The 19,024-nt window shown below is 37.8% G+C and carries 21 protein-coding genes and 1 riboswitch; of the genes, 6 read left to right on the plus strand and 15 right to left on the minus strand.

Annotated features, from left to right (window positions below; genetic code table 11):
- Positions 1-4: 4 nt before the first annotated feature.
- Both queC and A6E04_RS18755 read right to left on the minus strand, forming a co-directional pair.
- Positions 5-688, minus strand: a complete 684-nt coding sequence (gene queC / locus A6E04_RS18750) for a 7-cyano-7-deazaguanine synthase QueC (protein WP_012550525.1) — start codon at positions 686-688, stop codon at positions 5-7.
- Positions 689-793: 105 nt separating this feature from the next.
- A complete protein-coding gene (locus A6E04_RS18755; protein WP_065612072.1) occupies positions 794-1,858 on the minus strand; it encodes a PLP-dependent cysteine synthase family protein in 1,065 nt (354 codons plus the stop codon).
- Positions 1,859-1,977: 119 nt separating this feature from the next.
- Here A6E04_RS18755 and A6E04_RS18760 point away from each other — a divergent pair, with 119 nt between their 5' ends.
- Positions 1,978-2,445: an Lrp/AsnC family transcriptional regulator gene (locus A6E04_RS18760; RefSeq protein ID WP_065612073.1), complete on the plus strand. Its 468-nt coding sequence runs from the start codon at positions 1,978-1,980 to the stop codon at positions 2,443-2,445.
- A 68-nt stretch (positions 2,446-2,513) separates the two neighbouring features.
- On the opposite strand, the gene tesB is transcribed toward A6E04_RS18760, so the two are convergent.
- Positions 2,514-3,377: an acyl-CoA thioesterase II gene (tesB, locus tag A6E04_RS18765; protein WP_023603512.1), complete on the minus strand. Its 864-nt coding sequence runs from the start codon at positions 3,375-3,377 to the stop codon at positions 2,514-2,516.
- 262 nt (positions 3,378-3,639) lie between these two features.
- Between tesB and A6E04_RS18770 the strand changes: the two genes are divergently transcribed.
- A complete protein-coding gene (locus A6E04_RS18770; protein WP_017021005.1) occupies positions 3,640-4,128 on the plus strand; it encodes a YbaY family lipoprotein in 489 nt (162 codons plus the stop codon).
- A gap of 41 nt (positions 4,129-4,169) precedes the next feature.
- Here A6E04_RS18770 and A6E04_RS18775 read toward each other — a convergent pair whose 3' ends face one another.
- Positions 4,170-4,472 carry an MGMT family protein gene (locus A6E04_RS18775; protein WP_017021004.1) on the minus strand — a complete coding sequence of 101 codons (303 nt, stop codon included), beginning with the start codon at positions 4,470-4,472 and terminating at the stop codon, positions 4,170-4,172.
- Between the two features lie 116 nt (positions 4,473-4,588).
- On the opposite strand from A6E04_RS18775, the gene A6E04_RS18780 reads away from it, so the two are divergent.
- Complete coding sequence (locus A6E04_RS18780; protein ID WP_017021003.1) at positions 4,589-5,329, plus strand: VP0952 family biofilm-associated protein; 741 nt, start codon at positions 4,589-4,591, stop codon at positions 5,327-5,329.
- Between the two features lie 80 nt (positions 5,330-5,409).
- Here the strand turns inward: A6E04_RS18780 and A6E04_RS18785 are convergent, their stop codons facing one another.
- Genes A6E04_RS18785 through A6E04_RS18795 form a run of 3 tightly spaced genes read right to left on the minus strand, consistent with a single transcriptional unit; the run spans position 5,410 to position 7,902 of the window.
- Positions 5,410-6,321 (minus strand): metal ABC transporter substrate-binding protein, encoded by a 912-nt coding sequence (locus A6E04_RS18785; protein ID WP_017021002.1) that lies wholly within the window; start codon positions 6,319-6,321, stop codon positions 5,410-5,412.
- Positions 6,314-7,195, minus strand: coding sequence for a metal ABC transporter permease (locus A6E04_RS18790; protein ID WP_065612074.1), 882 nt, complete (start codon positions 7,193-7,195; stop codon positions 6,314-6,316). The genes A6E04_RS18785 and A6E04_RS18790 overlap by 8 nt, the downstream gene beginning before the upstream one ends.
- Positions 7,195-7,902: a metal ABC transporter ATP-binding protein gene (locus A6E04_RS18795; protein WP_017021000.1), complete on the minus strand. Its 708-nt coding sequence runs from the start codon at positions 7,900-7,902 to the stop codon at positions 7,195-7,197. The genes A6E04_RS18790 and A6E04_RS18795 overlap by 1 nt, the downstream gene beginning before the upstream one ends.
- 255 nt (positions 7,903-8,157) lie before the next feature.
- Between A6E04_RS18795 and A6E04_RS18800 the strand changes: the two genes are divergently transcribed.
- Both A6E04_RS18800 and A6E04_RS18805 read left to right on the plus strand, forming a co-directional pair.
- The gene (locus A6E04_RS18800; protein WP_065612075.1) at positions 8,158-8,874 is read left to right on the plus strand and encodes a DUF1007 family protein; all 717 of its coding nucleotides are present in this window, start codon (positions 8,158-8,160) and stop codon (positions 8,872-8,874) included.
- A gap of 1 nt (position 8,875) precedes the next feature.
- A complete protein-coding gene (locus tag A6E04_RS18805; protein ID WP_065612102.1) occupies positions 8,876-9,901 on the plus strand; it encodes a nickel/cobalt transporter in 1,026 nt (341 codons plus the stop codon).
- 46 nt (positions 9,902-9,947) lie between these two features.
- Here the strand turns inward: A6E04_RS18805 and A6E04_RS18810 are convergent, their stop codons facing one another.
- From A6E04_RS18810 to torD, 8 genes are all read right to left on the minus strand, one after another.
- Positions 9,948-11,651, minus strand: coding sequence for a sensor domain-containing diguanylate cyclase (locus tag A6E04_RS18810; protein ID WP_217491218.1), 1,704 nt, complete (start codon positions 11,649-11,651; stop codon positions 9,948-9,950).
- Positions 11,652-11,840: 189 nt separating this feature from the next.
- The gene (locus tag A6E04_RS18815) at positions 11,841-13,175 is read right to left on the minus strand and encodes an ATP-binding protein (protein WP_017020997.1); all 1,335 of its coding nucleotides are present in this window, start codon (positions 13,173-13,175) and stop codon (positions 11,841-11,843) included.
- Positions 13,165-13,824, minus strand: a complete 660-nt coding sequence (locus A6E04_RS18820; protein ID WP_017020996.1) for a response regulator transcription factor — start codon at positions 13,822-13,824, stop codon at positions 13,165-13,167. The genes A6E04_RS18815 and A6E04_RS18820 overlap by 11 nt, the downstream gene beginning before the upstream one ends.
- Positions 13,825-13,828: 4 nt before the next feature.
- Entirely contained in the window at positions 13,829-14,215 is a 387-nt protein-coding gene (locus A6E04_RS18825; protein ID WP_017020995.1) for a PepSY domain-containing protein, read from the minus strand.
- A gap of 129 nt (positions 14,216-14,344) precedes the next feature.
- Complete coding sequence (locus tag A6E04_RS18830) at positions 14,345-15,022, minus strand: TVP38/TMEM64 family protein (protein ID WP_065612076.1); 678 nt, start codon at positions 15,020-15,022, stop codon at positions 14,345-14,347.
- Positions 15,023-15,115: 93 nt separating this feature from the next.
- Positions 15,116-15,703, minus strand: a complete 588-nt coding sequence (locus tag A6E04_RS18835; protein ID WP_017020993.1) for a TfoX/Sxy family DNA transformation protein — start codon at positions 15,701-15,703, stop codon at positions 15,116-15,118.
- A 128-nt stretch (positions 15,704-15,831) separates the two neighbouring features.
- Positions 15,832-15,914: riboswitch (cyclic di-GMP riboswitch) on the minus strand.
- Between the two features lie 163 nt (positions 15,915-16,077).
- Positions 16,078-17,079: an HTH-type transcriptional repressor PurR gene (gene purR, locus A6E04_RS18840; RefSeq protein WP_012550543.1), complete on the minus strand. Its 1,002-nt coding sequence runs from the start codon at positions 17,077-17,079 to the stop codon at positions 16,078-16,080.
- A gap of 324 nt (positions 17,080-17,403) precedes the next feature.
- The gene (torD, locus tag A6E04_RS18845; RefSeq protein WP_012550544.1) at positions 17,404-18,051 is read right to left on the minus strand and encodes a molecular chaperone TorD; all 648 of its coding nucleotides are present in this window, start codon (positions 18,049-18,051) and stop codon (positions 17,404-17,406) included.
- Between the two features lie 231 nt (positions 18,052-18,282).
- Here torD and torR point away from each other — a divergent pair, with 231 nt between their 5' ends.
- Positions 18,283-18,981, plus strand: coding sequence for a two-component system response regulator TorR (gene torR / locus A6E04_RS18850; protein ID WP_017020992.1), 699 nt, complete (start codon positions 18,283-18,285; stop codon positions 18,979-18,981).
- Positions 18,982-19,024: the final 43 nt, after the last annotated feature.

Below are 19,024 nucleotides of genomic sequence, written 5' to 3' on the forward strand. Positions count from 1 at the left end.
AGTATTAAATTTTTGACTCTAAGTCAGCCATTACTGATTCTTTATTTGCTAAATAGTCGTCTAAACCATTTTTGCGCAAGTCACATGATGGGCAATCACCACAGCCATCACCAATAACGCCGTTATAGCAGGTTAATGTTTGATTACGAACATAATCTAACTTGCCGTACTTATCGGCTAATGCCCATGTTTCCGCTTTATTTAGCCACATTAAAGGAGTATCGATTTTTAATTTACGATCCATTCCTAATACAAGAGATTGATTAATCGATTTTACAAATTCATCTCGACAATCAGGGTAACCAGAAAAGTCAGTTTCACATACGCCCGTGATAACGCTTTCTGCACCTAATTGGTATGCATAAATACCAGCAAGAGTTAAAAATAAAATATTACGACCAGGAACAAATGAATTCGGTAAACCATTCTCTTGCAGTTCATGAGAAACCGGTATGTTATCGCGAGTTAACGAACTGACGGCCAATTCATTTAATAAACCCACATCCATGACTTTGTGAGAGGTTGCCCCTAAGTCTAAAGCGACAGATTTAGCTACTTCAATTTCTTGATTATGACGTTGGCCATAATCAAAAGTAATACAATGAACATGATCATAATGGGTAAGTGCTTGAATTAAACAAGTGGTCGAATCTTGACCGCCACTAAAAACAACAATAGCTGTAGACATAGGTCATTAACTCCAAGTTTTGTAATTAGTGAGCATAGTAAGGAAGAATAGATAAAAAAGCCATCACGTTAATGATGGCTTTGATAATGGGGTTTACTCGTAGGGTTACAGCTGACCTGTGTGTTCGAAGTTTTTTAACTGAGCGAGATAAGGTGTTAGGTCGCCAATATGTTTAGCTACCCATTCATCGTTATAGTATGTATCCAAATAACGGTCACCACTGTCACACAATAAAGTCACAATAGATCCTTTTTCACCACGTTGCTCCATTTCACAAGCCAATTGTAATGCGCCATGTAAATTGGTTCCTGTTGAAGCCCCTGCTTTTCTGCCTAGAATGCCTTCTAGCCAACGTGCTGTTGCAACACTTGCTGCGTCAGGAATGGTGCGCATTTCATCAATGACGCCTGGAATAAAGCTAGGTTCCACTCGCGGACGCCCAATTCCTTCAATTTTACTTCCACATTCTAATGTTAGATCTTTATTGCCTGTTTTATAGAAATCATGGAATACCGAATTTTCAGGATCAACCACGCACAATTTCGTGTGGTATTTTTGATATCGAATGAAGCGACCAATGGTTGCTGACGTTCCGCCAGTCCCTGGATTCATTACGATCCATGTTGGTTCAGGGTGATCTTCTAATTTCATTTGACTGAATATACTGTCAGCGATGTTATTGTTGCCACGCCAATCCGTTGCTCGCTCTGCGTAAGTAAATTGATCCATATAATGACCATCTAACTCTTGCGCTAAACGGCGAGATTCTGCATAAATTTCATCAGAACGTTCGACAAAATGCGTTTTACCGCCATAGAACTGAATCATTTCTATTTTTTTACTCGCGGTACAGCGAGGCACGACAGCAATAAAAGGAAGACCTAAAAGACGTGCGAAATAGGCTTCAGATACCGCAGTACTGCCTGATGAGGATTCAATAATCGGGGTGTTAGGGCCAATCCATCCATTTGAGATGGCATAAAGGAAAAGAGATCGGGCTAAGCGATGCTTAAGTGACCCTGTTGGATGCGTACTTTCATCCTTTAGGTAAACATCAATACCATTAAGCATTGGCAAATCAAGCTTAATGAGATGGGTATCCGCAGAGCGTTGGTAGTCCGCTTCTATTTTACGAATAGCGTTATTAATCCAGTTATGATCTGTACACATAATTCTTTTCCTTAAATATGGACGATGTGAATAATGTACCTCTGTTACTTGAGAAAAACTTTGCTATATTTACTGTATATTAGCAGTTAAAGAGAAATTAATTCTACAGGTGGGAATGAATGGGAAAACATGAACTAGATAAAGTGGATATTACCTTACTTTCTTTACTACAAAAAGACAGTACGATTTCTCTGAGTGAACTTGCTGAAGCGGTAAACTTAACGACAACCCCTTGTTGGAAGCGATTAAAGCGCTTAGAAGAGGGTGGGGTTATTGAGAAAAAAGTGGCCTTGTTAAATCCTGAGAAATTGGGACTGAGCTTTAATGCGTTTGTATTAATAAAAACATCAAATCATTCGCATGAATGGTATTCAAAATTTGTTGATACGGTGTCTGACTTTCCCGAGGTCATGGAGTTTTATCGTATGGCTGGTGAATATGATTATATGATGAAAGTTTTAGCTGAAGACATGAAAGCTTTCGATAGCTTCTATAAGAAATTGGTTAATAGTGTGGATGGTATATCCAATGTAACCAGTACCTTCGCTATGGAACCATTGAAATACACAACTGAATTACCTCTGTAATAAAAGTGAGATCAAAAATGCGTAAGAGCAATTGATGCGCCTTACGCGTTTTTAAACAGATTAAGTACTTATTTGTTTTTCATTCTCATTAAGCCTTCTTGCATTGCAGATGCCACAAGTTCGCCTTTTTGGTTGAATATCTCGCCACGGACTAAGCCACGAGAGCCGCTGGCGTTGGTACTTTCAATTGAGTAAAGCAACCATTCATCCATTTTGAATGGGCGGTGGAACCACATTGAATGATCAATGGTTGCCACTTGGAAATTCGGAGTGAGCAAGCTGACTTCGTGCGGGTGAAGTGCCGTCGTTAAGAATCCCCAATCAGACGCATAAGCCAATATATATTGATGGATCAACTGGATATCAGGTAAATCACCATTGGCTTTGATCCATAAATGTTGTGTTGGCGCTGCTTTTTTAGGGGCTAATGGATTTATGATATTTACTGGGCGAACTTCGATCGGTTTTTCGCTGCAGAATATTTTTTGTATTTGAGGTGGAAGTACGTGCTTAATTGCTTCTGCAAGTTGAGTTTCAGAGGCGAAGTTTTCAGGGCCCGCAATTTCTGGCATTTTTGATTGATGTTCAAATCCAGGTTCATCACCATGATAAGACGCCGTTAAGTAGAAAATAGGGCGACCATTTTGAATAGCTTTCACTCGACGAGTGCTGAAACTTCTGCCATCTCGTAGGTTTTCTACATCGTAGATGATGGCTTTTTCAGGATCACCAGGATAAAGGAAATAGCTGTGAAAAGAATGCACCGTTCTGGCGTTATCAACGGTATAGCGAGCGGCCGATAAAGCCTGTCCAATGACTTGACCACCATATACTTGAGGTAAGCCTAGGTTCTCGCTTTGCCCTCTAAATAGCCCTTGTTCGAGTTGTTCTAATTGCAACAGGGTTAATAATTCATTAAGTGGTTTGTTCATCAAGAATGCCTTTTTAATTCTAACGTTATCGCTCTATTGTGAAATAGATTCAGCTTGAGTTCAATAAGTTAAATAGGGTGTTAATAAGAGGAGGATCAACATCAAGGTTGTGTTATGAAATCTTATACTGAGTCAGCGTTTTGTCAAAGATGAAGTAAGGAGGAAGACAGCGTCGATTATTGGGTTTATATTTGTTGTCAGTCGAATGGAATTGTACATTTAGAACATCGACACACATTTATAATTAAAAGAGAGTAAAACAATGAAAAAGTCATTATTAATTGCTTTGTCAGTGGTTACAAGTGTTGCTATGGTTGGTTGTAATTCAACAGAAAAAACAGCGAAAGCGCCTGTTGCTTCTGAAGTGGCTGTTCAAGTTGAAACTGCTCAGGTAGAAGAGCCTCAAGCGGTAGTTACACAGACAGTAACGGGTTCAGTTGGCTATCGTGAGCGTATTGCATTGCCACCAACGGCTGTTATTACCGTAACTCTGGCGGATGTATCTTTAGCTGATGCACCATCGAAAACGATTTCTGAGCAAACATTTAAAGCGGCTGACAAATCATCGCCATTTAATTACGCTCTGGATTTCAAAACAGCAGATATTAAAGCGAATCACCGTTATTCAGTACGAGCAACGATTATGGTTGATGGTAAATTACGTTTCACAACGGATACCAATTATGCGGTGATTACTGACCAAGAAAAAACAATGACTCAAGACCTATTGCTAAAAGGTGTTCGTCAGTAAGTCGTCATTATAAATGATATGAAGTAATAATGTGCTTTAGATTAGCGCATTATTACTTTCTTAAAATGTTCAATTCTACCGTCGTCTTTAATGCTAATCCCTTCCTCTTCTAATTTCGCTTTTTGTACGAAAAAACGTTCTCCAGTCAATGATATTTTTCCTTGTGAATTGATCACTCGATACCAAGCCAGTTTTGTATCGTTAGGCAGTTTTGCGAGTAATTTACCTACCTGTCTTGAATGGTTTGGGTATCCTGCAAGTTTGGCAAGTTGCCCATAGGTTATCACTCGTCCTTTTGGGACATGAAGAAGATTCGTGTAAATACTTTGAGCAAAGTCATTCATTGACGTAACAACCTTTTAATTAAAGTGAGGTGAATCAGTGATAAAACCCTATATTGCCGCTAAACTAAAACGATAACAAGGTTAACACCCTTAAGCTAAACCATGGAGGGGAAGCGATGTTTTTGTTTGTATTGAATATTTTGTTAAGTTTGGTTCTTGTTGTTGTTGGTGTATTGGCTTTTGGGGTCAGTGGTGGCGATTTACCATTATTAGCCTTAGCGATCCCTATTTTATGGTTGTTGCCACAAGGGGGAGTTGCTACTTGGATTTTAATTGCTGGTTTGTCTCTATTTGGTTTAACATTAAGCTATCAGCCTCTTCCTTTGTCTATTTCTGTTTGGACTTTGTTTCCGCTTCTTATCGTTATCTTTTCTCATCGTAAAAGTATTCACTTGATTGTTTTTGTTGCGTCAGTGGTTATTGCTATGGAAGCGGGGATCATGGCGTTGCAGTATGAAGGCAAATTACTAGGAAGTGCGTGGGCGACGTTGACTCAAATTATTAGTGTAGTGTTAGTTTGGGTTGCCGCGAGAAGTTGGAAACCGGTGAATAAGAACGCATGGTGGCCGATAGTCCTTGTTATTCCTTTGTGGATTGGTGGTTTGCAGCATGCTGCACTTGTCGCATTATCGATCACTGGATTGATTGTTTGTTTACAAAGTGTGGGGCGTTCAAAATACCACAGTTGGTTATCAATGCTTTCTTGGGTATTGCCAGTGCTGGGTTTTGCAACATTAATTATTTCACCGCAATTTGAAGTACCCAATTCGATAATGGTGTCGTGGGTGATGATTCTTTTGATCGGTTGGGTTACGGATTTCATGCTTCAAGTCGATGAAGAAGAAACGCCAGATTAAGTGGCTTTAATCTTATTTATTAGTGTTCTTTATGTAACTAAAGGCTTTTTGAGTGCTTTTAGTTACATAATAGGTAATGGTTATTTTAGGGCTTGAGTAATGGTATTTACATTGTGCTGCATTAGTTTTATATAGCTTGTTGCTGGCTCATCGGGACCTGAAAGTGCATCTGAATACAGCTTTCCACCAATGTGAGCGTGTGTTTCGTTACTTATTTGTTCGATCATTCTATTATCAGTAATATTTTCGATAAAGACGGCTTGGATATCGTCCTTTCTTATTTGTCGAATTATGGTTGCAACATCCGCAGCGCTGGCTTCCGATTCGGTACTTGTTCCTTGAGGTGCATAGAACGTGACATTGTAATCGCGAGAAAAATAACCAAATGCATCATGAGGTGTGATTATGGTTCTTTTGGATTGTGGTATTTTATCCAATTCTTGATGAATGGTGATCTCTAGCTTATCCAGTTTTTGTAAATAATTATCTGCATTTTTCTTATAATCATCGCTGTTTTTAGGGTCCGCGTTGATTAATCCCGCTTCTATATTTTTAACGTAAATTTTCACATTTCTAACACTGTTCCATGCGTGTGGGTCGTAGTTTCCATGCTGATGATCAGTTTCATGATGATGATCTTCCTCCTCCCTTGTTAACGGCGTTATTCCATTTGATGCAATGATTTCGATTCCTTTAAAATTGGAGGATTCGATTAAACGAGGCATCCAACCTTCAAATCCCAAGCCATTCATAATAACTAATTTCGCCTGTGAAATTTCTTTTGCATCAATAGGGGTTGGTTGATAAACATGGGCATCCCCATTGGCTTTGACTAGATTAGTTATCGCAATATGGTCTCCTCCTATTTGAGATACGATATCGCCTAAAATAGAAAAGCTAGTGATCACTGGCATTTGCTCTGACGCGATGGCTGAGTGGCTAAGCCCTAGAGTGAGGGCTAATACTGGAATTGTGAACAATGTGTTAGACATGTTTTTTCCCTGTTTGTAATTTGAGTACGTGAGTAGAAATAAAGCCGCTTTGTGAACCGAAGAATAAAGAGAGCAAATAAAACACTCCCATAACGAGAACGATGGCGGGACTAGTGGCAAAACTGAAGTAATAAGAAAGAATTAAGCCGAGGTAACAACTTAATGCGGCAATAATGAAAGCAATGAGTAACATTGATCGTAATTGTTTGGACCAAAATTGAGCAATAGTGGCCGGCAATACCATCAGTCCTACCGCCATTAAGGTTCCTAATGCATGAAATCCGGCAACAAGATTTAAGACCAGTAAAAATAAAAAACTGAAATGAGCAACACTACTTAAACGACTTATGGTTTTAAAAAAAGCGGGATCAACACATTCAAGGACGATAGGGCGATAGAGAATCGCAAGAATACACAATGTGACGCTGGCAATGATCGTGATTAAAATCAGCGCATCGTTATTAAGAGCAAGTGTCGAACCAAAAAGAACGTGGAGTAGATCTAAATTACTGCCTTTAGACGAAATAATAATAACGCCTAACGCGAGTGACATTAGATAAAAGGCTGCCATGCTGGAGTCTTCTCCAATTTTCGTATGGCGAGCGACTAGACCTGATAATCCGGCAACAATACACCCTGCAACTACCCCTCCAATCGTCATAGCAGTAACCGATACACCTGAAATAAGAAAACCGATAGCGGCTCCAGGAAGAATAGCGTGAGACATTGCATCTCCGGTGAGGCTCATTTTTCTTAATGTAAGAAATACCCCGATAGGCGTAGCGCTTAAACTAAGAACAACACAGCCCCATAATGCGCGTTGCATAAACGAAAACTCGATAAAAGGGTTAATTAAAAAGTGATATGACGTCATTATTCGATTACCCCACAACCATGTTGATAGCCGGCCTTAGAGAGCCAAGTGGGCTGAAGAACATCACTTGTGCTACCTGCTTTAATTAATGTAGTGGCCATTAATATGGATTTATCAAAATAGTGCTGAACAAGAGAAAGATCATGAACGACTGCAATGATGGTTTTACCTTGTTTCTGGCAGTCACGAAGAACCTGCATTAAATCGAAAACGGTTTGGCTATCAATGGCGGTAAAGGGTTCATCAAGCAGTAATATTGACGCATCTTGCATTAGCATTCTTGCAAATAACATACGCTGAAATTGTCCTCCAGATAATTCACTTATTTGTCGTTTCTCCATTCCTATTAGCTTTACGGTTCTAAGTGCTTCATGCAGGCGAGTATGTTCTTTGTGAGAAAAATGACGCCAGAAACTGGTTCGTAACCAAGCACCCGCTGAAATAAATTCTTCTACTGAAATTGGGAAGTTACGTTCTATTTGATGTGATTGCGGTAGATAAGCCATTATTTTTTTGTGTTCTTTTGGGAGACTAATAGAGCCAGAAACTGGTTTTATTTGGCGCATAATCGATTTTAATAACGTCGATTTACCTGCGCCGTTTGGACCAATAATAGCGACGAAATCTTGTGGCTGAATATCGACAGAAACAGAATCAAGTGCGAGATTATCATTGTAATAGACCGTTAAAGAGTCAATTTTAATCATTATTTTTTCTCTACAACAACGAAATTAAGACAAAGTAACATATTGATATTATGAATATAACGATCGTTAATCGTTGAATAGCACTGGAAAATAGCCACGATTTATTTTGTGATTTTGGAACTCTTTTTTTCATTTTAAGGCCATGAGCGAATAAGTGTTCTGTTGCTTTTAATGTTATGTTATAACATAACATTAATGCAAGCCTTCATTTATATTAAACGTAATAAGAGAGGGTAATACGAGGTATTAGATTTAATGGATAGCCGAGAGAGTAAAGTAAATAAATCAGAAAAAAATGAAAGTAATAAAATTCCTAAGTGGGCAAAAACGATCTTGATAGCCGCAGCGTTTTTTCCTTGTATTGTGTTTGCTCATCCTCATTCTTGGGTTGATATGACAACAACAATTGAAGGCACCGAAAATACAATTACTGGTTTAGCAATGAATTGGACGTTTGATGCAATGACATCTGCGTATGCTCTTGATGGGGAGGATTTATCTTCTGAAAATAGAGTAGAAACGATGAGGAAATTGGCTGATTCAATGATAAATAATGTTTCAGGTTCACACTATTACACCTATTTTGATGAGAATAAAACACCGATAAAATTTACACTGCATCAACATGGGCGATTAACTCAAAAGAAAGGGAAACTAACGCTTTCTTTTGATTTACGCTTGGGTAAACCTCAAAAAATCACATCATCGTCACTTAACTTAAGGGTTTTTGAGCCAAGTTTTTACGTTGATATGGCATGGAAAAATGAGACATCAATTACGCTTTCGAAAGCATTATCTCAACAATGTAGGGTTGAAATCATAACCCCTCACCCAACCGCAAAACAGATGGCTTACGCGATGTCATTGCCTCAAGATGCCGCCCCTGATAATGCGTTGGGGCAACTTTTTACACAACGTGCGGTTGTTCATTGCAAAGTAGGTATGAATCCAAAAGGTGAAGTGAGTGAATAAAATGATAAGTTCAAAAATGTCCAAACAGGCAATGAAACCGGTTATCAATATCTTAGTTTTTATTACGGTAAGTATTATTGCTCTGGATGTTTTATGGCAGGAGTGGCCTTCTTTGGTGATAACAAGTATTAATATGCAACGAGATATTTATGCTGAATTAAGTGATCTTCTTTATGAAGCAAAGGCTGATAATGTAGCTTCAGGGGTCATGTTAATTGGCTTAAGTTTTTTATATGGGATGTTTCATTCATTAGGTCCCGGACATGGAAAGATGATCGTAACGACTTATCTGGTCACTCATCCAACAAAGGTGAACACCAGTTTACTTTTAACCTTATTATCCTCAATGGTGCAGGCGCTTGTCGCGGTTACTTTAGTCTCTGTGCTTCTGGTTTTATTTAAAGCGTCAATGCATGAAGTCAATGCGCAAGCAGACCAATTCATTAGATTGAGTTTTTATATTGTGTTGATTCTTGGTGGCTTAATTGTGATTCGATCATTAAGGCAATTATGGCGTTCTTTGAACAACCCAAAAGAAGGGGGATTTAAAATAAAAGGGGCAGTGAGGATCAGGCCGTCTTCTTTATTGAGCAATCAAAATATAAATAATACCGCGGTCTCTTCTTGTTCATGCGGTCATAAACATTTTGCTACTGCAGATGAAATGAACCGTGCTTCTTCTGTGAGAGAATACATCGGTATTATTATTAGCATCGGCATGCGGCCTTGTACTGGGGCTATAATGGTCTTACTTTTTGCTAATATGATTAATATTTATTGGCTTGGGGTGATAAGTGCTTTTGTTATGGCGATAGGCACTGCACTGACAACATCAACGATCGCTGTGATGACGATTACTGGAAAGAAAGTCGTGCAGCGTTATTTAAAAGTAGCGAGTAAAAGTGCACCACGTGTAACTCGGGCTCATTCACTGTTGCAGCTAAGTGGGGGGATTGTCTTAATGATTTTTGGATTGCTGTTACTTAACTCTCAAGTGCTTGGGATGTCGCCAATATTTAAGGTGTAATGGGAATGAAAGAGGCCGAATTATCAGCCTCTTTTATTGTACCCACTTACTGTTTTATCGCGGTCACATTTTCATTGTTACACGTATTTTTATCTGTATTTTCAATGATGCTTTCTGCGTTTTGGGTTAAATCATCATAATGGCAAGATTGATCTCGTCCTCTTCCTTTTGCTTCATAAAGAGCAATATCAGCCAATTTAGTTAAGTCATCGGCTTGCAGGCCATTCGCAGGGTAAGTTGAGATACCAATAGAGACGCTTAACTTGCCAAGAGATAAATCTTTGATGGCTAGATGTAAATCACTGACTGATCGACATAAGCTGTTAGCAACCTTGATTGCCGCTTCAGCATTGGTATTGGGTAAGATAATCGCGAGTTCTTCGCCACCAAGACGACAAATCGTATCTTCTCCACGCATGGTACTAAGCAGTAAGGAACCAATGGTTTTCAGCACGTAATCACCAGCGTCATGCCCGTAATTATCATTAAATCGTTTAAAATGGTCTAAATCGAGCATTAATAACGACATTTCTTGTTTGTGTCGATTAGATCGCATCAATTCTTGATTAATGGTTTCTTCGTAATAACGGCGATTATATAGCCCTGTTAATGGGTCACTGATTGCTTGTTCTCGAAGCTTTTCTTGTAAGTTGAGATTAGCAAGTGCAAGGCCCAAATGTTCTGCGACTGTAAATGCCAGTTTTTGAGTTTTTTCTTCAATGTCTTTATTTGGACCAAGATAAAGATGCATCATTCCTATTGTATTACCATGAGCAATCAATGGGATACATAGGGTTTGATCTGTACCGGTGGCCGCCATATGTGAACAAGGAAGTGTGGTGTATTTATCATTAGCCAGGTGGAATTTGCCTTTTCGTAATGCCCAGCACTCTTCAGGAGCATAGGTTTTACTTCCTGGCCATGAGCCACCCCAATCCAATTTAACTAATAATTGATTGCGTGATGAGCGGATGAGCGAAACAACGCCATTTACGTCGCCTAAAATACGAGGAAGAATATCTTCAACCACCATTTGAGCTTCAGTAATTGAATTACAAGCAGCAAGCATGTTGGCAAGGCGATGAAGCAATTCAATTTCTTGCGTGCTCTGTTCGATGCGTTCTTCTTGTTGGTCTTGCTCATTCTTAACTTGTTGATGAATCAGTTTGTTACTTAACAAAGAAGAGCCAATAACCAATACAATGTTAATTCCCATCAAAACAATGAGAATATTCATTAACTCTTCAACCATGGCATCTATTCGAGTTAATGGTGTTGCCGCGCGAAGAATGTAAGTTTGTCCTTGGTATTCAAATGATTTCGCTGAATAGAGTAAATTTTTAAAGCGAGAGGTACTAAAACGAGTCGTTGTGCCGTACGAACCATCTTTGGCATCAATAACTTCTTGTCGATTTAAATGGTTTTCAAGTGCTAACACTGAGGCTAAAGAAATATCGCTATCCGCAATTGGAGTACCGTCTTCTTTTATTAGAGTAATGTGGTCTTCTTTTGCTACTTCAACTTGTGTTTTGAAATAGATATCGAGCTGAACAGGATCATCAAAAGAGATTTGGTCTTCATTAATTTCTTTGATGGTTCTTGTGATTTCATTTGATAATCCCCCTTCAACTTTCTTTTCTAGCCAATCCGAAAGTGTTGAATTAAAAACGAAAAGCCCAATAAACATAGAAATAACCATGCTAATTATCGGGAAGTATAGCCATTTTTTACTGATGGTATTTTTTTTCATTGGACTGCCAAAAATTAATCGTCTGTTGTTCTGTTTGATGTAAATGCAAGAGTATCTGATGCTCATTAAATTTAATAGTGTTATTTGTTAGTAACGTATTAGATAAATTGACATTATACTTTTGTAAAGCAAGATACAGACCAGAGTTTTAATTTTGGTAGTGGTTTAGCGTTGTTGATACTCGATATATTAATTTTGTTTAAATAATGGAAGGTAAATCGTAATTTTAGCACCGCCTAAATGTGATCTCGAAATGTTGAGTTTTCCGCGATAACTATGAATGACTTCTTGTACGATATTAAGACCGAGTCCTGTCCCTTTTACCGATTCATCCAGTCGTATACCTCTTTTTAGTACTTCTTTGAATTTATTTTCGGGAATACCAAGGCCATCATCTTCAATATTTATTTCAACAAAATCATCCACAATATTAGCCGTGATACGAATAATTGATGTCGCCCATTTGTACCCGTTTTCAAGTAGGTTTCCTAAAATTTCATCTAAATCCGTTTGTTCAACATTGACTAAAAGATCGTAGTCTATTTCGTTAATAACGAGAATAGAGTGTTGGCTGTACAGTTTATCAAAGGCAATAGACATGCTATCAATACGCTTAGAGGGAGAGCTATTGGCTGATAGAATGTGTTTTGAGCCAGCCATACGTGCTCGATTTAAGTGGTAATCAATATGATGTTGTAAGTCATATAACGCGGGCTCAAAGTGTTTCTTTTTTTCTTCTGGCAGTGTTTCTGTTTCATTTTTTAAAATGGACAATGGTGTTTTTAAAGCATGAGAAAGATTTCCTGCATGATGACGAGCACGATCTAATAATTCTTGATAGTGGAAAACGAGTGCATTGAGATCAGTCACGAGTGGTTGGATCTCGTTAGGGTAATATTGCTTTAAAGCGTTTTGTTCTCCATCACGAAGTTTTTGCAACTCGGTTTGCAGCTTAGATAAAGGCTTTAAAGACCATTTTACCTGAAAACTGATTAAGGTAAATACGCCAATAAATAAGAGGCTTAATAATAGCCATATTCGTTGCATTACCTGCTCAATGGTTGAAGACAGTGGGGCTTTATCAATGCCAACAATGATGGAGACCGGGCCTTTTACATCAAATAAAGAAATTGATTTTTTAATCGTGATCAGTTCTTCATTATTAGGTCCAAGGTAATGGTGTTTTTTTTCTTGTAAGGAACTGTCCCATAAAGAGCGAGATCGTAAGGTTTGCTTTTTACTTTCGGCATACCAATAGAGTCCACTGTAGGGACGCTTAAATCGAGGATCAGATAATTGACCGGACTGAACTAATTTTCCGTTACTGTCGACTTCTAAATTCGCAATGATTTCATCCATTGAATGACTGAGTGTCTTTTTTATATCTGTGGTTAAGTAGTCATTTATTAAATAAGGGATCAATAATCCAGCACTGACAAGCATCAGGCTTAACCATAAGGTAGTCGTTAACAATAAGCGATTTTTTAAACTTAAATGCTTGAAGTTACTTTTGTTATTCGGCATTAAGTTGGTACCCAAGTCCACGCACTGTTTTTATTACGGAAGGCGATAATTTTCTTCGAATTCGTCCAATAAACACTTCAATAGTATTTGAATCGCGATCAAAATCTTGTTTGTAGATATGTTCGACTAATTCCGTTCGAGAAATGACTTTTTCTTTGTTATGCATAAAGTAAGCAACAACTTTATATTCTAATGCGGTTAATTCGATAGTTTCACCACACCAAACAATTTTAGAAGAACACGTATCTAAGCTTAAATTACCGATTTTTAATACTGAAGAGGCACTGCCTGAAGCGCGACGAAGTTGAACGCGTAAGCGGGCGATTAACTCTGGTAATTCAAAGGGTTTCGTTAAGTAATCGTCAGCCCCTGCATTAAGGCCATCAATGCGTTGAGTTAACGTATCACGAGCACTTAAAATAATGACAGGAATATTGACTGATTCATCTCTTAAGCCTTTAAGTACCGTCAACCCATCCAATTTAGGTAAACCTAGATCGAGAACAATGGCATCCCAAGATTCTGACGTTGCACGGTATAATGCATCAATACCATCTTGAGAAAGCTCTGGTGTCCAGTTGTTTGCTTCGAGAGCGTCAATAATTTGTTGACCTAAACGTTGGTCATCTTCAACAACTAAAATTTTCATATTATTATTTTATAACCTTTTGTAGATGACGGCCTTTAAGCTCTAGCATTTGAAGAGAAGACGCGTTGTATTCAACTTTTATGATCTGATTTTCGTAGATAAGTTTTAGTTCATAAGTCCATTCATCATCGTCTTCTTCTAACTCAACTTTTATGATTCTGCCATAAAGGTCTTGGTTTACTGTCTGATAAAGAGCAGAGAAAGGCTTAATAAGGCCTTGTTCTACAGCCATGATAATTTCATCACGGTCTTCATCAAACTCAATGGTTGTATTGAGAGGGAGGGTAATATCTTGAACTGCGGGAATTGCATGATCTTGAGCAAAGCTCAATGGCGATAAACACATTGAGAGGCTAAATATAAGTATAGCTAATGGCTGACGAGTAAACATAAATACGCACTCTAAAAATTAAACTACAGGCAGTATAAATTATTAAACATGAACGTAAAATGAATCCTGCAGGTAATCAGTGAGAGAAGGAATAAGAGATAGAATAATGTCTATCTCTTATTCGCAATTTTAAGAGGTGCGTTTTTTCTGAACATAACTAATAATAAATTTTGCAACGATTGGAAATAAACCAAGAAGAGCAAGAGAGCCGAGTATATTTGGTGATATTAACCCTGATAGTGAGGTTATTTCAGCTAATTGAGTTCCGGCATTTAAAAATACCATGGTTCCGGGCAGCATGCCTAATTGACTAAATAAGTAAAACCGAGCGGCGGTTAGTTTTGTTAATCCCATGACTAAATTAATAAGAAAGAATGGAAATATAGGAATTAAACGAAGAGTCAGTAAGTAAAAAGCGCCATCTTTTTCAATACCTTGATTGATGGAAATTAATTTGTCCCCAAATTTACGATCAACCCATTCTCTTAATAAATAACGGCTGCTTAGGAAGGCAATAGTAGCACCAATGGAACTGGCAAAAGAAACCAATAATAAGCTCCACCAAAAACCAAATAAGGCCGCACCAAGCAATGTGACTACTGCGGCGCCTGGTATTGATAATGCAGTGACGGTAATGTAACCAAAGAAATAAAGGGTGCTATAAAAGAAAAGGTTTTCTTGGATGTCACTTTGAAGGGCTTGATGGTATGCCTTAGCCTGCTCTAGAGTAAATAGATGACCAAAGTTAAAAAAGATAACAGCAAAGGCTGTAAGAAGAGTGATTAATAAGAGTAATTTTTTATTCATAATTCATTTCCTAGCCTTATGTTGTCTTTAATTTATACAGGTAAAGACAACATAAGAGTAGGGCGAATGTAAAATAAATGTAGGAAAATGTATTTAAAGTTGTTTTCTTAATTCATTTCTAATATCAGTAGAGATAACAGACCAGTGAGTACCTTTAATCGCTCCTTCAAGCGACCACAGTAATTCGTCACTAACAGAACTTGAATGAGTCTGTTGAATCGCTTTATAAGCGTTTACAGATCCCGTCTCCATTAGTTCTTTTACGGTCGTTATTCCTGCTTTTTTCAGCATTCTCTCTGTCGCTAATCTTAGATTGGGTAAATCCTTAATTCGAGAGGGACCTGCTGTTTTTTGTTTTTCTTTGTCTTTTTTAGCAACATCTAAAGCAACAACAGCTTGAATTAGGATTGAATCAGGTTCATCCCAACATTCAGGTGAAATAGCAAAATATTTAGTTACCACGGGGAAACCACGTTTTTTATAAACGTAAGGTTCAAAACCTTGGTCTTTAAATAAATTAATAGTGTTATCGCTTGCTCGCAAATGCAGTCTGTCCTGAACAACAAGTGCAAACATTGTGTCATCAATAAAAACACCAAAGCCGCCAAACATGGAGCGTGAAGTGATTTTCCCTAGAGAGGAAAGTAATCGAAGTGAATCTTTTAGTATTGGTTTATCCATTGCAATAATTCTCGGTTAGTAAGTCTATGTCACTAAACAACTGAGCCCGAGGAAATAGTAGCAAGTTCAAAACCACACATTGTTATTTCTAAGTAAAAATTAACAATGTGTAGATATAAATACCTGCCATCGGCAACCCCGCTACCTTATATAAATACGTAGGCCGGAAGCTTTGCGTCCTGAGCTTTCGCACAGTTTGCCCTGTTCGTGACAGTTAAGATGATATAGTAATCAATAAAATGAAATGTTGTCCACTTGTAAGTTATGTGACATTGGTTCAGAAAATAAGGATGATTTTCTGTTATGCCAGTTCAAGTTTTAAATAAATAAATATTTTTTCACTTGCATATTTATGATTAATGCATCACTCATTGTTACAGTTTATGGACACTTTTCCGAGTTACCACTTCTGGATGCATTTCAAAAATGCGTCTTTCATGGTGCTTATCTTTGATTCGTTCCAACAATATTTCAACGGCGGTCTTACCAACGCGACGTTTAGGTTGGTGAATCGTCGTCAATGGTGGAGAGAAATATGCAGAAAGTTCAATGTTATCGTAACCAATGATTGAGATATCTTCAGGTACACGTAAGCCAGTTTGTTGAATTTTGCTGATAGCCGCTAATGCCATAATGTCGTTAAAACAAAATAATGCAGTTGGTTTATCTTCCATCTGTAGCATTTTTTCAACAGATTTAGAGGCAGAAGAACACTCAAAATCACCTTCAAATATCCAATCTGGATTTGACGTTAAATTTGCTTCAGATAAAGCTCTGTAGAAACCATGAATTCGTTCTTTACAGGTTGCTTTATCAAGCTGACCGGTAACACAGCCAATTTTTGTGTGTCCATTTTCAATCAGGTGTTTTGTTGCTAAATAACCACCTTCTTCAGAATTATCAATAATTTTGTCGGTATGAGGGCTATCTGGACCCCAGTCCATGATTACCATTGGTAATTCTGTGTTTTTTTCAAGTTGTGCTAATAACTGTTCATTTAGATCAGAACACATAACTAATAAGCCATCGACACGTTTTTCTGCCAGCATACGAAGGTAGTGCTTTTGTTTATCTAGATCACCTTCGGTATTACACATAAATAATGTGTAACCTTGCTTGTAACAGTAGTTCTCAACACCGTGCATCATTTCGGCAAAAAATGGATTAAAAGACTGGGTAACTAGCATGCCGATAGTTCGAGTTGTGTTGCACTTTAAACTACGAGCAACGGCACTCGGTGCATAGTTTAGTTCTTCAACGGCTTCCCATACTCGTTTTTGAGTTGCTTCTGCAACAAATCGAGTTTTGTTAATTACATGAGAAACGGTGGTTGTCGAAACAGAAGCAAGTTTCGCAACGTCTTTAATGGTAGCCATATTAAAAGCCTTAATTTATTAAGGGGCTATTTATGTTCCAACAATAGTGTCAAAGTCTCTCTTTATTTTTTAATAAAGATTGTTGGAAGGTAAATAGGCCCTGTGAGTATATTACCAATAGTAGATTAGAGAATAATCTAGGTGGTATAAATGAAAAAAACCGCGATAAATGCGGTTTTCATTGATATTCAAATTTTATCGTTTGCGTTCACATTTTATCTATAAAGCGTAGCGCAAACAATTGCTGATTTAATAAATTTTAATAGTCGTTTTGATATATATCACACTATTGTTAACTTATCTTACCAGTTGTACATGCTTTTGTTATTCGCCCGCTAGGAATTTTACATCCAATTCTAAGAACGTAACAAGGAAGTGAGTAACGGCAGCATAGAAGCCAAATGTATCTCGTTCAGAACAAAGTTGGTTAAAACGTGGCGCCCAAGATAATAACTGCTCGTTAATAAATTGCAGTTGTGCGGCCATGAATTGCTCGAATTCTGGTTCCGTTGTTTGCTGATTCGTCATGACAATTAGATTGCCTAAGAAATCTAACTCAATAGCAATGTGATCTGCAGGTTCATTGAATTCAGCTTTTTGAGTGATGTTGTATTTTTCTAATAAATCACGCATATCTTGTGCCGGTTTCGCATTAAGAAGGCGTGATTTATCTAAATACATTGAAGCATAAGGAAGCGCACTGTTCTTATCAGAGCCTAAGAACGCTTCACAGAAGTCAGCCGATAGTTCAAGCTGTGCATCTTCGCGTGTTTGTAATTCATTCAATTTTGTTACAATTGAAGAAATAGAGTCGGTTAGCTCTGGAGTTTCAGAAAGGTTCGTTAAAAAGGTACGAATCTCAAAACTGTTATACTGCTCTAATTGCTCTTTAGTTAGCTCGTGTGCAAATAGGCTAGATAACCACCAATAAATTTCAGCACGTTGTTCATTAAATGCATTTAGTTCGTTCATGTAAAATAAGCTCCAAAAAATTGACTAAATAATTGTACGGCATAAGTGTGAAAAGGAATAGCACCTATCATTAACAGGGTGTATAAAGATATTAGCAAAGATTAATACGCGACAAGATTTGTTCTGAATCAAATAATATACAGAAATATCAATTGAGAATTGGCATTATTACAATATATGAATAGAATGTAATAAGAACCATCCTAATAACCATAAAAAAAAGAGAAAATTATGAGCTATCACATTTTAGTTGTTGAAGACGAAGTGGTAACTCGCTCTAAGCTTGTAGGCTATTTTGAAGCCGAGGGATATCAAGTGAGCGAGGCTGAAACGGGCGCAGAAATGCGAACTGTTTTGGCTGAACAAAAAGTTGATTTAATTATGCTTGATATAAACCTACCAGGAGAGGATGGTTTATTATTGGCGCGTGAATTACGCAGCCAGTCTAATATTGGTATTATTTTAGTTACAGGACGAACTGATAGTATTGACCGCATCGTAGGTTTAGAGATGGGTGCGGATGATTACGTAACAAAACCTGTGGAGTTACGTGAGCTTTTAGTCCGAGTTAAAAATCTATTTTGGCGTATGTCATTAGCAAATGAACCCGTAGAATTAGATGAATCAAATTTAATTCGTTTCGGGGAGTGGACGTTTGATATTCAACGTCGTGCTTTATCGAACAATGGTGAGCCAGTTAAGTTAACGAAAGCCGAATATGAGCTATTAGTTGCTTTGTCGTCTTATCCGAACACGGTATTATCACGTGAACGTATTTTAAATATGATCAGCCACCGTGTTGATGCGCCAAATGACAGAACGATTGACGTTTTGATCAGGCGAATGCGTGCCAAAATGGAAGTGGATCCAAAAAATCCTCAAATATTTGTTACTGTTCATGGTGAAGGGTACATGTTTGCTGGTGATTGATTTTAGTTTAATCATCGATAAAAAAGATAATGTTAAAGCCGCT

Origin of the sequence: Aliivibrio logei, from assembly GCF_001691055.1 — a bacterium.
GTDB lineage: Bacteria > Pseudomonadota > Gammaproteobacteria > Enterobacterales > Vibrionaceae > Aliivibrio > Aliivibrio salmonicida.